This is a genomic window from Xanthomonas nasturtii (assembly GCF_023337365.3).
Classification (GTDB): domain Bacteria; phylum Pseudomonadota; class Gammaproteobacteria; order Xanthomonadales; family Xanthomonadaceae; genus Xanthomonas; species Xanthomonas nasturtii.
Window position 1 is genome coordinate 98,595 of sequence record NZ_CP142084.2, and the last position, 18,490, is coordinate 117,084.

Annotated in this window: 12 protein-coding genes and 1 pseudogene; 8 read left to right on the top strand and 5 right to left on the bottom strand. The window is 64.9% G+C overall.

Annotation, left to right across the window (positions count from 1 at the left end; genetic code table 11):
- Nucleotides 1-7 precede the first annotated feature (7 nt).
- Nucleotides 8-1,381 carry a hypothetical protein gene (locus M3O59_RS00445; RefSeq protein WP_064630198.1) on the bottom strand — a complete coding sequence of 458 codons (1,374 nt, stop codon included), beginning with the start codon at nucleotides 1,379-1,381 and terminating at the stop codon, nucleotides 8-10.
- Between the two features lie 388 nt (nucleotides 1,382-1,769).
- On the opposite strand from M3O59_RS00445, the gene M3O59_RS00450 reads away from it, so the two are divergent.
- Nucleotides 1,770-2,267, top strand: a complete 498-nt coding sequence (locus tag M3O59_RS00450; RefSeq protein WP_239686945.1) for a hypothetical protein — start codon at nucleotides 1,770-1,772, stop codon at nucleotides 2,265-2,267.
- 234 nt (nucleotides 2,268-2,501) lie between these two features.
- Here the strand turns inward: M3O59_RS00450 and M3O59_RS00455 are convergent, their stop codons facing one another.
- A complete protein-coding gene (locus M3O59_RS00455; protein WP_249047090.1) occupies nucleotides 2,502-2,732 on the bottom strand; it encodes a hypothetical protein in 231 nt (76 codons plus the stop codon).
- On the opposite strand from M3O59_RS00455, the pseudogene M3O59_RS00460 reads away from it, so the two are divergent.
- Both M3O59_RS00460 and M3O59_RS00465 read left to right on the top strand, forming a co-directional pair.
- Nucleotides 2,620-2,925: pseudogene (locus M3O59_RS00460) on the top strand (hypothetical protein); the annotation flags it as partial. The gene M3O59_RS00455 and the pseudogene M3O59_RS00460 overlap by 113 nt on opposite strands.
- Nucleotides 2,810-3,073 (top strand): hypothetical protein, encoded by a 264-nt coding sequence (locus M3O59_RS00465; RefSeq protein WP_116906424.1) that lies wholly within the window; start codon nucleotides 2,810-2,812, stop codon nucleotides 3,071-3,073. The pseudogene M3O59_RS00460 and the gene M3O59_RS00465, both read left to right, overlap by 116 nt.
- A 176-nt stretch (nucleotides 3,074-3,249) precedes the next feature.
- Here the strand turns inward: M3O59_RS00465 and M3O59_RS00470 are convergent, their stop codons facing one another.
- Nucleotides 3,250-3,648: a hypothetical protein gene (locus M3O59_RS00470; RefSeq protein WP_064630204.1), complete on the bottom strand. Its 399-nt coding sequence runs from the start codon at nucleotides 3,646-3,648 to the stop codon at nucleotides 3,250-3,252.
- Nucleotides 3,645-6,992, bottom strand: coding sequence for an nSTAND1 domain-containing NTPase (locus M3O59_RS00475; protein WP_249047091.1), 3,348 nt, complete (start codon nucleotides 6,990-6,992; stop codon nucleotides 3,645-3,647). The genes M3O59_RS00470 and M3O59_RS00475 overlap by 4 nt, the downstream gene beginning before the upstream one ends.
- Nucleotides 6,993-7,298: 306 nt before the next feature.
- Between M3O59_RS00475 and fabV the strand changes: the two genes are divergently transcribed.
- On the top strand, nucleotides 7,299-8,507 hold the full coding sequence (gene fabV, locus M3O59_RS00480; protein ID WP_249047092.1) for an enoyl-ACP reductase FabV: 1,209 nt from the start codon (nucleotides 7,299-7,301) through the stop codon (nucleotides 8,505-8,507).
- A 394-nt stretch (nucleotides 8,508-8,901) separates the two neighbouring features.
- On the opposite strand, the gene M3O59_RS00485 is transcribed toward fabV, so the two are convergent.
- A complete protein-coding gene (locus M3O59_RS00485; RefSeq protein ID WP_064630210.1) occupies nucleotides 8,902-9,924 on the bottom strand; it encodes a sugar kinase in 1,023 nt (340 codons plus the stop codon).
- 285 nt (nucleotides 9,925-10,209) lie between these two features.
- Between M3O59_RS00485 and M3O59_RS00490 the strand changes: the two genes are divergently transcribed.
- The 4 genes from M3O59_RS00490 (at nucleotide 10,210) to pelA (ending at nucleotide 18,441) form a co-directional block, all read left to right on the top strand.
- Nucleotides 10,210-12,978, top strand: coding sequence for a TonB-dependent receptor (locus M3O59_RS00490; RefSeq protein ID WP_116906428.1), 2,769 nt, complete (start codon nucleotides 10,210-10,212; stop codon nucleotides 12,976-12,978).
- Nucleotides 12,979-13,222: 244 nt separating this feature from the next.
- Nucleotides 13,223-16,423, top strand: a complete 3,201-nt coding sequence (locus M3O59_RS00495; protein ID WP_116906429.1) for a TonB-dependent receptor — start codon at nucleotides 13,223-13,225, stop codon at nucleotides 16,421-16,423.
- Between the two features lie 12 nt (nucleotides 16,424-16,435).
- Nucleotides 16,436-17,413, top strand: a complete 978-nt coding sequence (locus M3O59_RS00500; RefSeq protein WP_064630215.1) for a pectinesterase family protein — start codon at nucleotides 16,436-16,438, stop codon at nucleotides 17,411-17,413.
- Complete coding sequence (gene pelA, locus M3O59_RS00505; RefSeq protein WP_116906430.1) at nucleotides 17,413-18,441, top strand: pectate lyase; 1,029 nt, start codon at nucleotides 17,413-17,415, stop codon at nucleotides 18,439-18,441. Before M3O59_RS00500 ends, pelA begins: the two co-directional genes overlap by 1 nt.
- Nucleotides 18,442-18,490: the final 49 nt, after the last annotated feature.

Consider the following 18,490-nt stretch of genomic DNA (forward strand, 5'->3'; position numbering starts at 1 on the left):
CCGGCAATTACTCCGGCGGCAGCTTGGAGATTGCAACCCCGACGATCAGCGGCTGCTCGGAGGTTGTGGTCCCGGTGAAGCTTTGCCCGGACTCGCTCAGGCTCCACCCTGCCTTCTCGCTGCCGCCTTCGGCCTCGAAGGTGAACGGCCCTATGCGCAGTCCGGTCGAGGCCTTGAACTTCTCAGAGAACTTGGTGAAGGACGCCTTGCTGGTGGTAATGGTGAAGGTCGGCTTGTAGCCCACATACATACCCGTCTTGAGCAGGCCGAAGAAGCCCTTCTCGCCGAATACGGCCTGGGTGCCGCCTTCGCCGAAGGCGCTGTAGCCCTTCACAAACGGGCCGCTGCGCTTGCTGCGCACGAATGGGCCGTTGTACCAATCGCTGGGCTGGATCTGGATCAGGTCCAGCGCCTCGAACTCCACCGAGACGTTGAGTTCATTGTCGGTCTCGAACTCGTTGATGCGCTCCCACTTGCCGGCCACGCGCACCTCCCAGAACAACTGGCGGATATTGGCCGACCCGCCGGCCCAGGTCTTGCTGTAGTCGTATGAGGCATCGCGGCTGCTGAAGCCCATGGTGGCGCCCGCCGGACCCTGGCCGGCTTGCACGGCATCGACCCATTCGCTGGCGCTCTGCGCGACCGACCAGTTCGGCACCGACGGGAACTTAGACAGAGCCGGGTCGTTGAGCTTTGCGTAGAAGTCTTGGTTGGCCATCTGCTTCTGCGCCTCGCCCAGACCCGGTGTGTTGGCCTGCGCCACCAGTGCGTTGTAGGTCACCTGCGCCTGCAGCATCTTGGTCTGCGTACTGGCGATTTTGGTCTGCCAACCGGCGCCGGCCGGCGACCCCAGCCAATCGGTGAAGGTCGGCGTGTTATCGGCGACCTCGTCCTGGTACACCGACCGCGCCTGGTTGTAGGCGATGGTGTACCCATTGCTGGCGGCGGTCACCGCGTCGTCGGCGGCCTTGATCTGCTGTCGCAGCGAGGCGTCGTCGGTCGCCGCCGGAATCACATTGAGAAATTCCTGGTAAGCCTGGTTGAGGCGGTCGCCGCTGGAGACGAAGGCGCCCACCGCGCTCCATTGCGGCGATGTGGAGCAGAAATCGTACTGCGCGGTGCCGATAAAGCCGGGCTGCTGCAACGGCCAGGCCCAGGTGGTGAACGGATAGACCATCTGGAAGTTATCCGGGCTGGCCCCGATGGCGTCGGTCAGCGCGCGGTATAGCAGGCCCCAGGGCTTCTGGTCGTAGTCCGCGGCCAGCAGCGCGCCGGTATCGGCTTGGCGGCGTTGCAAGGCGGTCTGTCGGAACAGCGACACCGGGGAATCGTGTTCTTCGGTGGCCCGGGTATGGGAAACAGTGTCGGTACGGGTGAGCATGGGTGTGTCTCGGTGGATCGCGACGGTCGCCGCGGCAGGTGCCTGGGGCCGCCGGCATGGCGGTGGCGTCCGGTTGGCACGGAGCCGGACGCCATCCACCGTGCCGGACCCTGCCTCGGCGCCGCCTTACCGCAACCTGCCCGAATGCAAGTAACTGATCCAAAAAGCAATTTGGTGGTGTAGCGGCATTGGGGGCGGCGCCGGCGCCAGCGTGCGAGACGAGCGGCCGAACGCGCGGGCCGCAACCGTAAGCTGCCGGTCAGGTGTGCGCGGCGGGTTGCCGACAGGGTGGCGCGGCGGCCCTTGCGCCGCCCGGAGACCGCATCGCGCACTCCGGCCTCCGACCAGGACCACCGCCATGAGCTCGTTCCGTAAGTTTGTGTTGTTGATGTTGTCGATGCTGTTCGCGGCATGCAGCGCGCCCGTCCCGCGTTCCGCGCCCGCGACGCCGCCGCAGGCGCTGTTCAAGAGCATCGACGTCTCCGAAACCGACGTGATCAGGCGCTCCAAGCTGAAAGGTTGTCAGCTGATCCCTTACGACACCAAGCGCAGCACCTGCGTGGACCAGAATGCGGGCCTGCATGGTCCGACTGCCTGCGATGCGCTGGCGTGCCAGAAGGCGGCCGGCAAAGACGCCAACCGCTTGCGCCTGGCTGCGTGGCAGAACTGCGTGGACCGGCGCACCCTGATCAATGGTGCGTTCGACAGCACGTTCAGGGACCTGAATTCGTTCAAGACGGGGCCGAGCTACAAGAACTGGAAACAGCAGGGCAGGAGCGCCATGGCCGCGCTGATCAAAGAGATCGAGGACGGCCAGCCGGGGCACGCACTCGCGCTGAAAAACGCAACCAGCACCTTGAACGACTGCAAGAAGATCGCGGACTGAACGGCGGTCCCTGGCGGACGCGATCCGCCAGGGACGCTGCGGCGACGGCAACCTCGCCGCAGCGCGGTCCGGGTATCCACAGCGAACGCAGCAGGCGGTACGCCAGTCCGGCGCCACCGCGGCCCGGCCGATCTGTCGGGGCCTGTCGAAACGCCCGTCCAGGTGTAGCAAATTTTTGTTCTGAACGAATTTTTCAAGTTTCGGAGTAGGCGACCAGCAACCGTAAGGTTGCCGTCAGGTCCAGCGCGCGGGCATGCACGAAGGTGATCCGGCGGCCATCAAGGCTGCTCGGGGACGCGCCGCGCTCCGGTCTGCTACGGAGTCCGTCGTGCGCCTGGCCCGGTCGTGGTTCGTGTTGATCGTCGTGCTGTCCACCAGCGCCTCGGGCGCGTCGACCCAGGCCGAATTGTCGATCAGCTGGTCCCGCGCAGCGTTGCCGCCCCAAGCGGTCGCCGAACGCGACATGCGCGTCGTCGTGGGATGCGGGTCGGTTGTGCAGGGAGCTGCTGCCCACGCCTGCGATCGGCCGACCAGGCGCTTGGATGAGGAGGGTTGTCGGCAAGGCTTGGCGCGTCGGCCACGCAAGTTCGGCCAAACCGGTGGCCCTGATTGCGCGGGTACCGGCCCCGGCATGGCCGGTGATCGTGACCGTCGAGGCGCCGATGCTGGAAAAAGGGGCGTGGTCATCCGATTTGCCTTTCAGAAGCGATGCGCCAGACAACTATGCGATATCCAATTTTCCTGCCGGTCGGGTGATTGCCCTGACGCCCAAGGCAATCGATACCTACGTTCGGGACACCAACTGATCGCCCGCATGAAGGCGCATCGCGCGCACAGGACATCCGGTGCAGCGCTACTCTTTTTCTCTTCCTCACCGGCTGTAGCGAGCGGACATGCCGCCAGGTTGCGACTGCGCTATCCGTCGATCGCCCGGCGTGCTCCCGTCCGGCGGGGAACCATCGGACGGGAAGGTGTCTGCCTGTCAGCTACGGCCAAATTCCTGCGGTGAAATTTCTGGATCGTTGCCGACCTGGGGGTCGCAGCTGAAATGCGCGCCGGTGTGGGTGTCTTTCACCACCACGCTGAAAAAGATCAATGTCCGTTCTTTATTGGCATTGACCACCTGCACACCACGACCGTCGGGGTCGATCTGCTGCGGGCCGATCTGCCCCGTCGCATCCGAATTCAGCAGGCTGATGATCTTGAAGTGGTGAGGCACCGACTTGCAGAACGCATAGCGTAGGATCACGCCCTGTTCGCCTTTGCCACAGATGAGCAGATCCGGCGAGAAGCTGTAGAAGTAGGCGCCACTGCCGGTATTGCCGCCGAAGGCCACGTGCGCCACGGTCAGTTCGATGGGGATGATCTTGGAGTCCGTCATGACGTTGGTAATTCCTTGAAGAGCGGGGCATAGAGGGAAACGAATCCCGGGTGGCGGTAGCCCGCTTGATACAGCCATCCGAGCTGTTGCGAAACGGCAGAGCGCTGACCCAGATGGATCTGTGCGCGAATCCATGGGTCGAGCAAGGTCTTGTCGCGACTATTGCCGATATCGACGCCGACCACTGCCACCGCGCGCTGCCAGGCCGCGCGTGCACCAACGTGATCGCCGCTGGCGTCCAGTTGTTCGCCATACCAAACCAGGGCATGCGCCAGCGACGAGACACCTAGCAGATCGGCGGGCCTGGCCCGATGCAAGGCGTCCAGCCGCGCCACGATCGTCGCCAGGCTGGACGTCTGGTTGCTGCCATGCAGCCCCTGCACCTGGTTCAACCGCAGCGCGATGATGGCGTCCAGCCATTGCCACTCCGGCAGCGGCTGGAGCTGTAGCACGCCTGCCAGCGTTTGCCGCGCCTGTGCGAGTTGTTGGGTGGCCGCGTCTGCGTGCCCGTCCAGCGCGGCGACCCAACCGGCCTGCGCGTAGGCATGCGCCAGATCGCGTTGCCACGTCCGGTTGTCCGGCTGCTGCGCGACCAGCGGTTTGAGTATCTGTACGCTGGCTTGCGCGTCTGCCTGCGCCTGCGCAAGCTGGCCGCGCGCCAGCGCCAGATTGGAGGTGCGTAGCAACGAGGTAGCCATGCGCCGTCGCCATGAATCGGCATCCGGATCGTTCTTCACCAACACGCGCAGCACCGCGATCTGCTCGCGGTAGCCTTGTTCTGCTGGCGCCAGCAAGCCCTGATTTTCCTGCGCCAGGCTTAGCCAGGACAGGCTATCGACAAGTTCGTACCGCACGGCCGCGTTATGTGGCGTGCGCGCTAATACTTGACTCTTGAGTGCGATGGAACGCGCAAACAACTCGATCGCCGCAGTTGCGTGACCTTCGCTTTTGGACAATGTGCCCAGATTGTTGAGCGCATACGACAACTCCAGCTGCCAGCGCGGATCCTGCGGAGCTGCGCGTATCAGGTGTTCGCAAGCCGCCAGATACTGCGACCAGTACGTGCGCACCGACGGCAGCTGCTTGGCCTGATACGCCAGATAGCCGAGCCAGTACGCGGCCTGACCGGTTTCCGCATGCGCTTCCAATGCATCTGGCGCCCGCATGCGCGCCTGTTCGGCGGTAGCGGCGGCACGCGTGAACGCGGCATGGGCCTCTTTGACCTTGCCCTGGTTCATCAACACTTCGCCGGTGGTCCGCAGGGCGCGCGCGTGGTTGATCAAATCACCGGTGTGCATGCTGGCGCTAGGCAAATCTTCCAGATAGCGCAGCGACCGGCTGCCCACGCTGTCGAGCAATGTCAGGTTGCCCACGGTCCGCAACTGCTCGGCCAGGTCGCCCAGCATGTAGCCCACCAGTTGCTGCGCCTGGTCGCGGCGTTGTTCGGCCACTTGCTGGGCCTGGCGTGCCTGCCAGCCGAGCAGCAGCGAGGCGCTGGCCAGCACCACCAGCAAGGCGGCGGCGGCGGCGTACAGGCCGCGGCGCTGGCGTTGCGAGCGCTCGCAGGCGTGCAGGAATGCGTGGTCCAGGGTATCCAGGTCCTGCGGCATGCGCCGCGCCGCCTCGCGGGCTTCGCTCAGCGGGCGGCCGCTGTTGAGCAGGTGGTCGGTGCGGCGGCCTTCGGCGGCCCAGCGTTGCGCGGCCAGTTGCAGGCGTTTGCGCGCCTGCAGCAGGCGGCGATTTTCATGGATCCACTCGGCCGCGCGCGGCCATTGCCGCAACACCGCTTCGTGGGCGACCGCAAAGCCCGGGTCTCCGGCCACCAGCTCGCTGACGAACAGGCGCGCATGCACGAACGCATCTACCAGCACGCGCGCTGCGCTGCTTGCCGGCAATGCCGCCCACAGCGCACGCCGCGCGGTCACTGCATCGCTGTCGGGGTGGATCACGCTCAGCAGGGTCAGCACCTCGCCGAGCGAGGCCTGCGCATCGCCGGGCAATGCGCGGAAGGTGTGCTCGGCATGATGCGCCAGTGCGCCTTCCAGCCCGCCCAGGGCGCGATACGCCGCAAACGTCAGCAAGCCGTCGTCGCTGCGTTGTGCGTGCAAGGCATGCAGCAGATGTTGCAGCAACGGCAAGGCATCGGGCTGGCGTGTGGTGGCATCGCGCAGCACATCGTCCAGGCGGCCGGCGCCGTTGCGGTCTTCTTCGAAGCGCAGCCCCGCCATTGCCGCCGGCACGCGGATGATCTGGCCGATCTCGCCATCGCCTGGCGGCAGCAGATCCACATGCCCATCGCCGCGTTTGAGCTCGACGATGTCTGGCAACGCATCGATCAGGCGCGGATAAAAATCGCTGCGGGTGCCCATCAGCACGGCCACATGCGTACTGGCGCACATTGCCTGCAAGGCCGCAGCAAGCGCAGCGCGATCGGCGGTGGTGATGCCGGGCGTGGCCACCATTGCTTCGGCATGGTCGATCACCAGCAGCAGATGGTGCTGGGTCTGTGCGCTGTCGCGCGCTGGGGCGCATTGGCGCACGGCCGCGTCGATGGCCGCATGCAGCCAGGTGGGCTGCTGCAGCCACTCTGGCAGGTGTGCCATCTGCGCCGGCGAAAACACCGCGCGTTCGCCCGGTGTCCATTCGCCCAGTGCGCGCGCGAGCGTGCCCAGCACGTCGCCGCCGCGGCATTGCGCCAGGTTGCAGTACGCCACCGCGACAGCTTCCAGCCCGTCCAGGCCGCCGGGCTGGCACAGCAACGGCACCACGCCGGCGCGCAGCAACGAGGTCTTGCCGCAGCCGCTGGCGCCGCTCACCAGCACCAACCCGCGCCGGCTGTGCAACTGCGCACGCAACGCGCCCACCACCTGCGCAATCGCATGGCTGCGGCCGAAGAACACGTCTGCATGCGCCGGGTCGAATGCCTGCAGCCCCATATACGGGTTGCCGTGCCCCCACGCCTGCGTACCGATCACCGCGCCGCGGTAATCGTCCGGAAACACCACCTTCGGCAGCAGCCGATAGCCGCGTTTGCGGATGGTTTCAATAAAGCGCGGCTGGCGGCTGTCGTCGCCCAGCTTGCGGCGCAGCTGGGCGATGGTCTTGTGCACCGGGTTGTCGCCGTAGAAGCTGCCGTGCCACACCTCGATCAACAACTGCTCGGCGCTGATGACCTCGCCGGCGCGCTCGGCCAGGGCGATCAGCACTTCCATCATGCGCGGTTCCAGCGCGATGGTCTGGCCGTCGTCGATCAGCGTCAGCCGCTCCGGCTCGACCAGCAATGGCCCAAGCCGAAACCGCGGAACGGAGCCTAGCTGCGTGACGCGCTCGCTTCGAAGAGACATCGCTCGGATACCGGTCGCACGGTGGAAGGGGCCTCGACAATCGCCAACAGGCGCGGCCAGGCACGGCACGGCAGGCCGGAAACGTAGCACAGCTGCCTGCCCTGTAATTCGATTGCGGTCGCTGTTCGTGCTGTTCGTGCTGTTCGTGCTATTCGTGCTGCGCGTGCACGCACGTGCTGGCATCGTGCGGCGCCTGCGGCGGCCTTCACGCGCTTCCATACAGCAGCGTGTGTTGCGCATCAGGCTGTTTCGCATGCGATGCACCGATTAAGATGCCGCCAGCATCTTGCTGACCAGGAGTCCACGTTGATCATCCATCCCAAAGTGCGCGGTTTCATCTGCACCACCACGCATCCGCTTGGTTGCGAGCGCAATGTGCTCGAGCAGGTCGCCGCAACGCGTGCACGTGGCGTGCGCAACGACGGCCCCAAGAAGGTGCTGGTGATCGGCGCGTCCAGCGGCTACGGCCTGGCCTCGCGCATCACCGCCGCTTTCGGGTTCGGCGCAGATACGCTGGGCGTGTTCTTCGAAAAGCCCGGCACTGCCACCAAGGCCGGTACCGCCGGCTGGTACAACTCGGCTGCATTCGACAAACATGCCAAGGCCGCCGGGTTGTACAGCAAGTCGATCAATGGCGATGCGTTTTCCGACGCGGCGCGCGAGAAGGTGATCGAACTGATCAAGACCGAAATGGGCGGCAGCGTCGATCTGGTGGTGTATTCGCTGGCTTCGCCGGTGCGCAAGCTGCCGGGCAGCGGCGAAGTGAAGCGCTCGGCGCTCAAGCCGATCGGCAACACCTACACCGCCACCGCCATCGACACCAACAAGGACAGCATCATCCAGGCCTCGATCGAGCCGGCCAGCGCGCAGGAGATCGACGACACCATCACCGTGATGGGCGGGCAGGATTGGGAACTGTGGATCGACGCGCTGGACAGCGCCGGCGTGCTCGCCGACGGCGCGCGCAGCGTGGCCTTCAGCTATATCGGCACCGAAATCACCTGGCCGATCTACTGGCACGGCGCGCTTGGCAAGGCCAAGGTGGATCTGGACCACACTGCGCAGCGCTTGAACGCACGCCTGGCCGCCCGCGGCGGCAGCGCCAATGTGGCGGTGCTCAAGTCGGTGGTCACCCAGGCCAGCGCGGCCATCCCGGTGATGCCGCTGTACATCTCCATGGTCTACAAGATCATGAAAGAGAAAGGCCTGCACGAAGGCACCATCGACCAGCTGGACCGCCTGTTCCGCGAGCGCCTGTACCGCGAAGACGGCCAGCCGGCCGAGGTGGATGAAGAAAACCGCCTGCGCCTGGACGACTGGGAACTGCGCGACGACGTGCAGGACGCCTGCAAGGCGCTATGGCCGCAGGTGACCACCGAGAACCTGTTCGCACTCACCGATTACGCCGGTTACAAGCACGAGTTCCTCAAGCTGTTTGGCTTCGAGCGCGACGATGTGGATTACGACGCCGATGTGGCGACGGATGTCACCTTCGATTGCATCGAGTTGGGGTGAGGAATCGGGAATGGGGAATCGCAAGAGCATGGTTCCCTGATTTCTTTGAATTTCCGGGCGCATAGCGCAATAAAAACGGCCGGCATCACTGCCGGCTGTTTTTTTTAGTGGGGCGGGCAGTGGTGGTTGGCTCCGCGGCGCGATGCGTTATCGACGCGCGCTGATATGACGCGCTGCTGCAGTGCCTGCGTCGCGGCTTTCGGTGAGTTGGTCGACGAATCTGTAACGCCGCCATTGGGTCAACGCGGCAGATGGCGCGACGTCGAGCGGCCGTACCCTCATCCGCCCTTCGGGCACCTTCTCCCCCATAAAGGGGGACAATGTCCCGAGGGGAGAAGGGAGAAACGCGCAGCACGCGCCGCTTTCCCATTCCCGATTCCCGATTCCCGGCGCATCAGCGCCGCACATCAAACCGCGCATCCCCCACGCACGCTTGCACATCGGCCACCGAGAGCGGATTGAAATCGCCTGGAATCGAATGCTTCAAGCAACCTGCCGCCAGGCCGAAGCGCACGGTATCTTCCAGCGGCCAGCCTTCGATCAGGCCGTGCAGCACGCCGGCGGCGAAGGCGTCGCCACCGCCGATACGGTCGATGATGGGGGTGAGTTCTTCGCTGGGCGCGCGCGCCACCGCGCCTTCGCGCGGCACCAGCATCGCGCCCAGGCTGTGGTGGTCCACGTTGTGCGCCACGCGCTGGGTGCAGGCCATCAACTGCAGCTGCGGGAAGGCCGCAAACGCCTGTTGCGCGGCCGCTTCCACGCGTGCTTCCAGCGTGTCCTGCGGGAACTGGCCGCCCAGCACCACGCCGATGTCGCGGTAATCGGCAAACACCACATCCGCACATTCAAAGAGCTGATGCAGGATGCCGCGGGCATCGCCCTGCCAGCGTTGCCATAGTTTGGGCCGGTAATTGCCGTCGAAGGACACCTTGACCCCGGCCGCACGGGCGGCACGCGCCGCTGCCAGCGTGGCCTGCGCCACGTCTGCGCCCAGCGCCGGGCTCACCCCGGACAGGTGCAGCCACTGCACGCCCTCCAGCAGGGCAGGCCAGTCGTAGGCATCGGCCGGCGCCAGCGCGAACGCCGAGTCGGCGCGGTCGTAGACCACTTCGCTGGGGCGATGGATGGCACCGGTGGTCAAGAAGTACAGGCCCATGCGGCCTTCCACCTGCCGTACATGGCGGGTATCGACCGCATGGCGACGCAACTCACCCAGCACCGCCGCACCCAGCGGGTTGTCCGCCACCGTGCTGACCATGGCCACGGCATGGCCGAAATGCGCCAGCGACACGCCGACATTGGCCTCTGCGCCACCGCAGTGCACGTCCAGCCGAGGCTGCTGCAGCAGCAGCCCATGACCAGGCGCCCCCAGGCGCAGCAACAACTCGCCAAAACACAGGATGCGGGCTCGACTCATGCGGTAGTACCTCGGCTGTGTGGTGCGTCACGGGGTGGGGAAGCCGCTGCGCATTAGGATGACCATCGGTGTCATTCTAGCCCTCCAGGAACACGGTGGGTGAGACCCACTATGCGACACGGCGTGACGGCTTGCGCCCCATTTAGGCGAATTCCGGACGCATTTGTGCTGCGCTGCAAGATGTTGAACGACGATTCAGCTGGTAACGTCGTTTTGACCAGCGGTGTCATTGCCGCTCACTACCTGCCATTTCACATTGTTCATGGACCCTTGGGAGGGGAGGACATGCAATTTCGGACCACCAACCGGAAGACACCGGTTACCTTGCTTGCACTGTCGATCGGCCTGGCGCTGAGCGGCCACGTTGCTGCGCAGGACACCACCCAACCACCCGTCGAGCCCGCCGTGGACCTGGATACCGTCACGGTGACCGGCTACCGCGCCTCGGTGGAAAAGGCCCTGGACATCAAGCGCGGCGAAGCCGGCGTGGTCGATGCCATTGTCGCCGAGGACATCGGCAAGTTCCCCGACCTCAACCTGGCCGAGTCGCTGCAGCGCATCCCCGGCGTGGTGATCACCCGTGAGGCCGGCGAAGGCCGCGCCATTTCGGTGCGTGGCCTGGGGCCGGAATTCACCCGCGTGCGCATCAACGGCATGGAGGCGCTCACCACCGTGGGCGCCGGCGACCAGAGCGGCGGCACCAACCGCGGCCGCGGCTTCGACTTCAACGTGTTCGCCTCGGACCTGTTCTCGCAGCTGATCGCGCGCAAGACCGCCTCGGCCGACGTGGAAGAAGGCTCGCTCGGCGCCACCGTCGACCTGCGTACCGCGCGTCCGTTCGATTACAACGGCTTCACCTTCGCCGCCAGCACCCAGGCCGCCTACAACGCCATGGCCGAGAAGGCCAACCCGCGCGTGGCCGGCCTGATCGCCAACACCTGGGCCGACAACACCTTCGGCGCCTTGCTGTCGGTGGCCTACACCGAGCGCGAAGTGCTGGAAGAAGGGTCCAACACCGGCCGCTGGGCCAATGGCCCCAGCAACGGCGGCTTCAGTGCCGCCTCGCCGTTCGCCGCGGCGCGCTCGGCCAATGTCTATCACCCGCGTTTCCCGCGCTACACCCAGCAGATCCACGACCAGCAGCGCCTGGGCGTCACCGGCTCGCTGCAGTGGAAGCCGTCCGACCGCACCACGCTGTCGCTGGACATGCTGTATTCCAAGATCGATGCCAAGCGCGACGAGCACTACATCGAAGCGATCTCCTTCAGCCGCGGCGGCAATGCCCGCCCCGTGCTCGTCGGCAAGCCGGCCACCGTCGTGCGCAACGGCGAGATCCGCAACAACGCACTGGTCTACGGCGAGTTCGACAATGTCGACATCCGCACCGAAAACCGCCACGACGAATGGAACACCGAGTTCAAGCAGATCAGCTTCGACATGGAGCATCGCTTCAACGATGCCTTCAGCGTCAATGCCCGGGTCGGCACCTCGCGCTCTGCGCACGAGAACCCGATCCAGACCACCATCATCATGGACAAGTACGACGTCGACGGGTACAGCTACGACTACCGCGGCAACAACCGCGCGCCGGTGCTGAACTACGGGATCGACCCGACCAATCCCAACGGATGGGAGCTGGCCGAAATCCGCCTGCGTCCGCAGTCGGTGGACAACGACTTCGACACCGGCCAGATCGACTTCAACTGGAACATCAGCCCCGGTTTCCGCCTCAAGGGTGGCGTGCTGGCCAAGAACTACACCTTCAGCACCGTCGAACTGCGCCGCGCCAACGAGCTGGCCGTGCCCACCTTCGCCAATGGCACGCGCATCGTCCCGGCCGCCCTGACCGAACAAGCCGGGCTCAAGGGCATCAACGGCAGCCCGGCCAGCTGGGTGGTCCCCAACCTGGATGCAGTGGCCGATCAGTTCGGCATCTACAGCAACAGCGGCACCTTCGCCGTGGCCCCGCGCGTCAACAACAGCCGCAGCGTCGAAGAAAAAGACCGCGGCGTGTGGTTGATGGGCGAGTTCTCTACCGACCTGGGCGCCATTCCGCTGTCGGGTAACTTCGGCGTGCGCTACGTGGAGACCGAGCAGGAATCCACTGGCTATGCGTTGATCAACAACGCGCCGGCACTGACCACGGTCGGCCGCAAGTACGACAACACGTTGCCCTCGTTCAACCTGGTCGCCGAGCTGGCGCCGGACCTGTTGCTGCGTCTTGGCGCCGCCAAGGTGATGTCGCGTCCCGGCCTGGGCAGCCTCACGCCCGGCGTGACCGTGGCCGTGGCCGGTGGTGCACGCACCGTGGCCGGCGGTAACCCGGACCTGGACCCGATCGAAGCCACCAACGTCGACCTCGGCCTGGAGTGGTACTTCAACGAAGGCGCCTTGCTCGGTGTCGGCCTGTTCTACAAGGACATCGAGAGCTTCATCCAGACCGCGCGCGAAGTGCGTCCGTATTCCAGCAGCGGCCTGCCGGCGTCCTTGCTGGAGGGCACCGGCGCAACGGTGAACGACGACTTCGCCTTCAGCATCCCGCTCAATACGCCTGGCGGCGAATTGAAGGGCGTGGAAGCCAACTACACGCAGCCCTTCACCTTCCTGCCGGGCAAGTGGGCCAACCTGGGCGTGCAGCTCAACTACACCTGGGTCGATTCGAAGATCCAGTACCTGGCCAGCAGCGGCGCGCCGGTGATGAAGAACGACCTGCTCGGGCTGTCGCGCTCGTCGTGGAATGCCACGCTGTTCTATGAAGGCGAATCCTTCGCAGGGCGCGTGTCGGCCACCAACCGCGACGACTACCTGACCCAGGCACCGGGTTCGGAAGCCGGCTTCAACGTCGATGGCGTGCACGGCATGACCGGCACCACCATGATCGACGCCTCGCTGCGCTACAAGATCAGCAAGCAGCTGGAGCTGAGCCTGGAAGGCATCAACCTCACCAACGAAGCTTCAGACGAGTGGGTGTCGTCGCCGCGCACCGGCCAGTTGCCGCTGCAATACGGTGAAACCGGCCGCCAATTCCTGCTGGGTGCCCGCTACAAGTTCTAACGCGTGTCCGCCCGCTGCGCACGCGCAGCGGGCCTGATTCCAACGCCTGATCGCGATGACATCTTGCGCCCGCCGTGCGTGCGCGCATGCAACGCGGTGGGCGTGCCGTTTCAAATCGCAGACATCCAACGCACGCCGCCGCAAGGTCGCGTCGCGGCGATGCGCTAGCGCTATCGAGCGACGCCAGGGGCCTGTGGGGAGGCTGCATGCGTCTTTGCAGCAGTGCCATTGGAGTAAGTGCATCATGCAAGTCTGTTCGCGTCGTCCCGCCGCATTGGCGGCCGCTCGCCTGCCCAGCGCGCGTTTGTCAGTGGCCATTGTTCTGGCACTGCACGCGGCCACTGCTGCCGCGCAAACCGTCGGCCCGCCGACCACGCCTACCGACGCGGTGGATCTGGACCGCGTGCAGGTCAAGGCCACCTACCGCGAAAGCCTGCAGCAATCGCTGGATGCCAAGCGCTACAGCGTGGAGCAGGTGGATGCGATCTATGCCGAAGACATCGGCAAGTTTCCCGATCTGAACCTGGCCGAATCGATGCAGCGCATCGCCGGCGTCTCCATCGACCGTGAAGGCGGCGAGGGCAAGCAGATCTCCGTGCGCGGCCTGGGCTCGGACTTCACCCGCGTGCGCATCAACGGGCTGGAAGCCCTGGCCACCGCCGGCAGCGGCAGCGATGGCGTCAACCGCAGCCGCGGCTTCGACTTCAATACCTTTGCCTCGGAACTCTTCAGCCGCGTCACCATCAGCAAGACCCAGTCGGCGCAGATGGACGAAGGCTCGCTCGGCGCCACCGTCGATCTGCGTGGCTCACGCCCGTTCGATTTCGACGGCTTCGAAGCGGCCGCATCCACGCAGTACGGCTACAACGATCTCTCGCGCGAAAAAGACCCGCGTTTTTCCGGTTTGATCAGCAATATCTGGGCCGATGGTCGCGTGGGCGCGTTGATGTCGGTGTCGTATAGCGAGCGTCACCTGCGCGAGGAAGGCTACAACCCGGTGCGCTGGGAGCACGGCAACTACCGCAACTCCAACCAGAACACCGCCACCAACAACGGCACCTACGGTTTCTGTTCGCCGGTGGGCTACAACCCGCAGACCCCGCGCAACCCGCTGGCCAACGAAACCCCTGCCGGGGTCGGCTCGCAGGCCAACCAGGACCGCAACAACGGCTGGGGCAGCTACGGCATCAGCGCCACCAATTGCGGCACCGGCATCGCGCGCCCGGCCAACTCGCCGGAGAACATCCAGGCCTACGAAACCGCTACTGATGCGTGGATTCCGCGCTACCCGCGCTATATCCGCACCGATCACGAGATCAAACGGCTGGGCGTCACCGGCGCGCTGCAATTCAAGGTCAGCGACGACACCCTGCTGAACGTCGACATGCTGTATTCCAAGCTGGACAAGGACCAGCGCGAAGACTCGGTCGGCGCCAACCTGCACCGCACCGCCAACTTCGGCGGCAAAACCCAGATCGCAGTGCGGCAGGCGCAGGTGGACGAGCAGAACCGCCTCACCTATGGGGTGTTCGACAACGTCGATTTCCGCACCGAATCCAGCAACATCGAAGAATCCACCGAGTTCAAGCAGTTCAGCCTGGACCTGCAGCACCGCTTCAACGACCAGGTGCGCGTCAACGCATTGGTCGGCCATTCGACCTCGGACTACGAACGCCCCGAGTTTTCGATGGTGAGTTTCGACAACACCAATCTGGACGGCTTCGTGCTCGACCGCCGCAATGGTGGCGACTACCCCAGCATGAGTTTCCCCTTCGATGCGGGTAACCCCGACAACTGGCAGTGGCTGGGCTACGGCGCGGTGCCGGTCAACAGCAACGGCACCGCGCGCGGCACCAACATCAGCGAGGTGCGGCTCAACCCGCAGTCGGTGGGCAACACCTTCGACACCGCCAAGGTGGATCTGGAATTCAACATCAGCCCCACCTTCACCTTCCGCACCGGGCTGGCCTACAAGAACTACGACATGGATACGTCGGAGTCGCGCCATGTGTCCTACGGGCGACTGGCGCAGGCCTTGCCGGCCGGTGTGGGCGTGGGTGACTTGAGCACCAATCTGGATGGCTTCGGCCGCAGCTTGAACGGCAGCTTCCCCACCACCTGGGTGATTCCGGATTTCCAGAAGGTCGCCGACCTGCTCAACATCAATTGCAACTGCGATACCGGCGTGCCCGGTGGCGACTACCGCCTGGCCGATGTCGGCCACTTCGGCTCGTCCAACAACAATTTCGCCGTCAACGAAAAGAGCCTGGGCACCTACCTGCAGCTGGATTTCAACACCGACCTGTGGGGCCGCGCGCTGCGCGGCAACCTGGGCGTGCGCTATGTGCAGACGCAGATCGCCGCCAGCGGCTATGCGCCATGCACCGCCACCGCGGCCGGCGCCATCTCGCCCAACTGCGAATCGTTCTTCGGCGTGGCCAGCGCCACCGCCGCAGCCGGCGAGCGCCTGCTGGTGCCCACCACCGTCAATCACAATTACCGCGACATCCTGCCTTCGCTCAACCTCTCGTGGGATGTCAGCGACGAAGTGGTGCTGCGCTTCGGTGCGGCCAAGACCATGGCGCGTCCCACGCTGGCGTATCTGTCGCCCAGCGTCAGCGGCGGCCCCACCCAGTTCTTCGATGACGGGCGCTTCTTCTCGATCAACCTGGGCAACCCCAAGCTCGACCCGTTCCGCTCCACCAACTACGACCTCAGCGCCGAATGGTATTTCCGCGAAGGCTCGCTGTTGTCGGCGGCGGTGTTCTACAAGGACATCGATAGCTACGTGCAGCGCACCCGCGTGCTCAGCACCTGGGAGGCGATGGGCTACTCGCTGGATCTGCTCCCGGCAGGTTTTACGCCGGACACCATCTTCAATGTGCAGAGCTACTTCAACACTCCCGGCGGCCCGCTCAAGGGCTTCGAGCTGACCTACCAGCAGGCCTTCGACTTTTTGCCCGGCTTCTGGCGCAACTTCGGCATCCAGCTCAACTACACCCAGGTCGATTCCAAGATCAATTACCTGTTCAGTACCGCCGGCAACAGCAACACCAGCATCACCACCACCGCCACCGAGCGCGACCTGCTCAATCTCTCGCCGCAGTCCTACAACGCCACCGTCTATTACGACGACGGCCGCTTCAGTGCGCGCGTGTCCACCAGTTATCGCGATGGCTACATCAACAACATCCTCGCCCAGGAAGACGTCTACGACCTGGACGGGCGTCGCCTAGCCACTGCCGATGTCACCGGCAAATACAGCGTTGAAAACGTCGACTTCAACATGTCCTACAAGCTCAACGACCACATCTCGCTGACCTTCGAGGCGATCAACCTGCTCGACACCCCCGACCGCCGCTACGTCGATTCCACGCTGGAACTGCCCGACAAATACACCGTCACCGGGCGTCAGTACTACATCGGCGCGCGCTACAAGTTCTGACAGGAGCAACGCATGCAACCGCATCGCAGGATCGTGTTACGTACTCTCGCTGCCACCGCATTGCTGGCCGGGCTGTCGCTGGGCAGCACCGCGGCCATTGCCGCCGACCCGGTCTACACCGTGGCCAAGCAGGGCAGCGCCGGCTACCGCACCGTACAGGCCGCCATCGACGCCGCCGTGCAGGGCGGCAAACGCGCGCAGATCAACATCGGCGCCGGCACCTACCAGGAACTGATCGTGGTGCCGTCCAACGCACCGGCGCTCAGGCTCACCGGCGCCGGCGCCACCCAGACCGTCATCACCTACGACAACTACGCCTCACGCATCAATCCGGCCACCGGCACCGAATACGGCACCTCCGGTTCGTCCAGCGTCATCATCGCCGGCAACGACTTCACTGCAGAAAAACTCGCCTTCGGCAATCACGCAGGCCCGGTTGGGCAGGCGGTGGCGGTGCGTGTGGATGGCGACCGCGCGGCGTTCCGCAATGTGCGCTTTCTCGGTTATCAAGACACGTTGTATCTGCGCAATCCCAAGCTCTCGTACTTTCTGGATTGCTACGTGGAAGGCACCGTCGATTTCATCTTCGGCGGCGGCACAGCGCTGTTTGAAAACACGCAACTGCATTCGCTGGGCGATGGTTATCTCACCGCCGCCTCCACTCCGCAGGAAAGTGCGCGCGGCTTCGTGTTCCGCAACGCACGCGTCACCGCCGCCAGCGGCGTCAGCCGCGTGCACCTGGGCCGCCCGTGGCGCCCGTATGCCAGCGTCAGCTTCGTCAGCAGCCAGCTCGGCGCGCACATCCTGCCCGAAGGCTGGAACAACTGGGGCAACGCCGCCAACGAGGCCACTGCCCGCTACAGCGAATACCAGAGCAGCGGCAACGGCGCCAACCCGTCGCGCCGCGTGAAGTGGTCGCGCCAGCTCACTGCTGCGCAGGCCGCCGCGCTGGACCGCAACACCATCCTGGGCAGCTGGAGGCCGTTCTGATGATCCGTTTATCGACAATTGCATTCACCACCGCGTTGCTGCTGGCACCGCTGTCGGCCATGGCCGACACCATCGCCGACAACATGCTGCTGCTGCAGACCGCCTCCGGTGGCTGGTCCAAGCAGTACAAGGGCGTGGCAGTGGATTACACGCGCACCTTCACCGCTGCAGAAATTGCCGAACTGCAACAGCCCGGCCGCAAGGACGACGCCACCATCGACAACAAGGCGACCACGTACGAAATCACGTACCTGTCCACCGCCTTCAAGAACGAAAAGAACGCCAAGTACATCGCCGCCGCACGCCGTGGCGTGGACTACCTGCTCAAGGCGCAATACGCCAATGGCGGCTGGCCGCAGTTCTACCCGGACCTGTCGTCCTATCACCATCAGATCACCTACAACGACGACGCGATGGTGCGCGTGCTCAACTTGCTGCAGGACATCGGCGAGGGCAAGGGCGATGCCGGCGCGCAGCTGCGCAGCAGCCATGGCGCACGCGCAGTGCAGGCGGTGACCAAGGGCCTGGAATGCGTGCTTGCCACCCAGGTCAAGATCGGCGGCACGCTCACCGTATGGGGCGCGCAATACGACGAGGTCACGCTCAAGCCGGCCAAGGCGCGCGCGTATGAGCTGGCCTCGTTGTCGTCCAGCGAGTCGGTGAGCATCGCGCGGTTTTTGATGCGCCAGCCCAACCCCTCGGCCAAGATCAAGACTGCGGTGCAAGCGGCCGGTGTCTGGTTCGACACTCACCGCATGCGCGATCTTGTCACCAAGAAAATCGATGACCCCACCCAGGAAACCGGCAAGGACGTGATCCTGGTCGCGCAGCCGGGCGCCTCGCTGTGGGCACGCTTCTACGACCTGCAGAATCAGTGCCCCTTGTATGCCAACCGCGACGGCAAGGCCTTGACCGACTACATGCAGGTGCCCAACGAACGCCGCGTGGGCTATGCCTGGCATGGCACCTGGCCGGACAAGTTGTTGAAGGACGAGATTCCCAAGTGGAAGGCCGCAAACGGGCTGTAGTGGACGCAGCCACCGCACCACCGCACGCGGCGCAGGCTGGCGCGCGCAG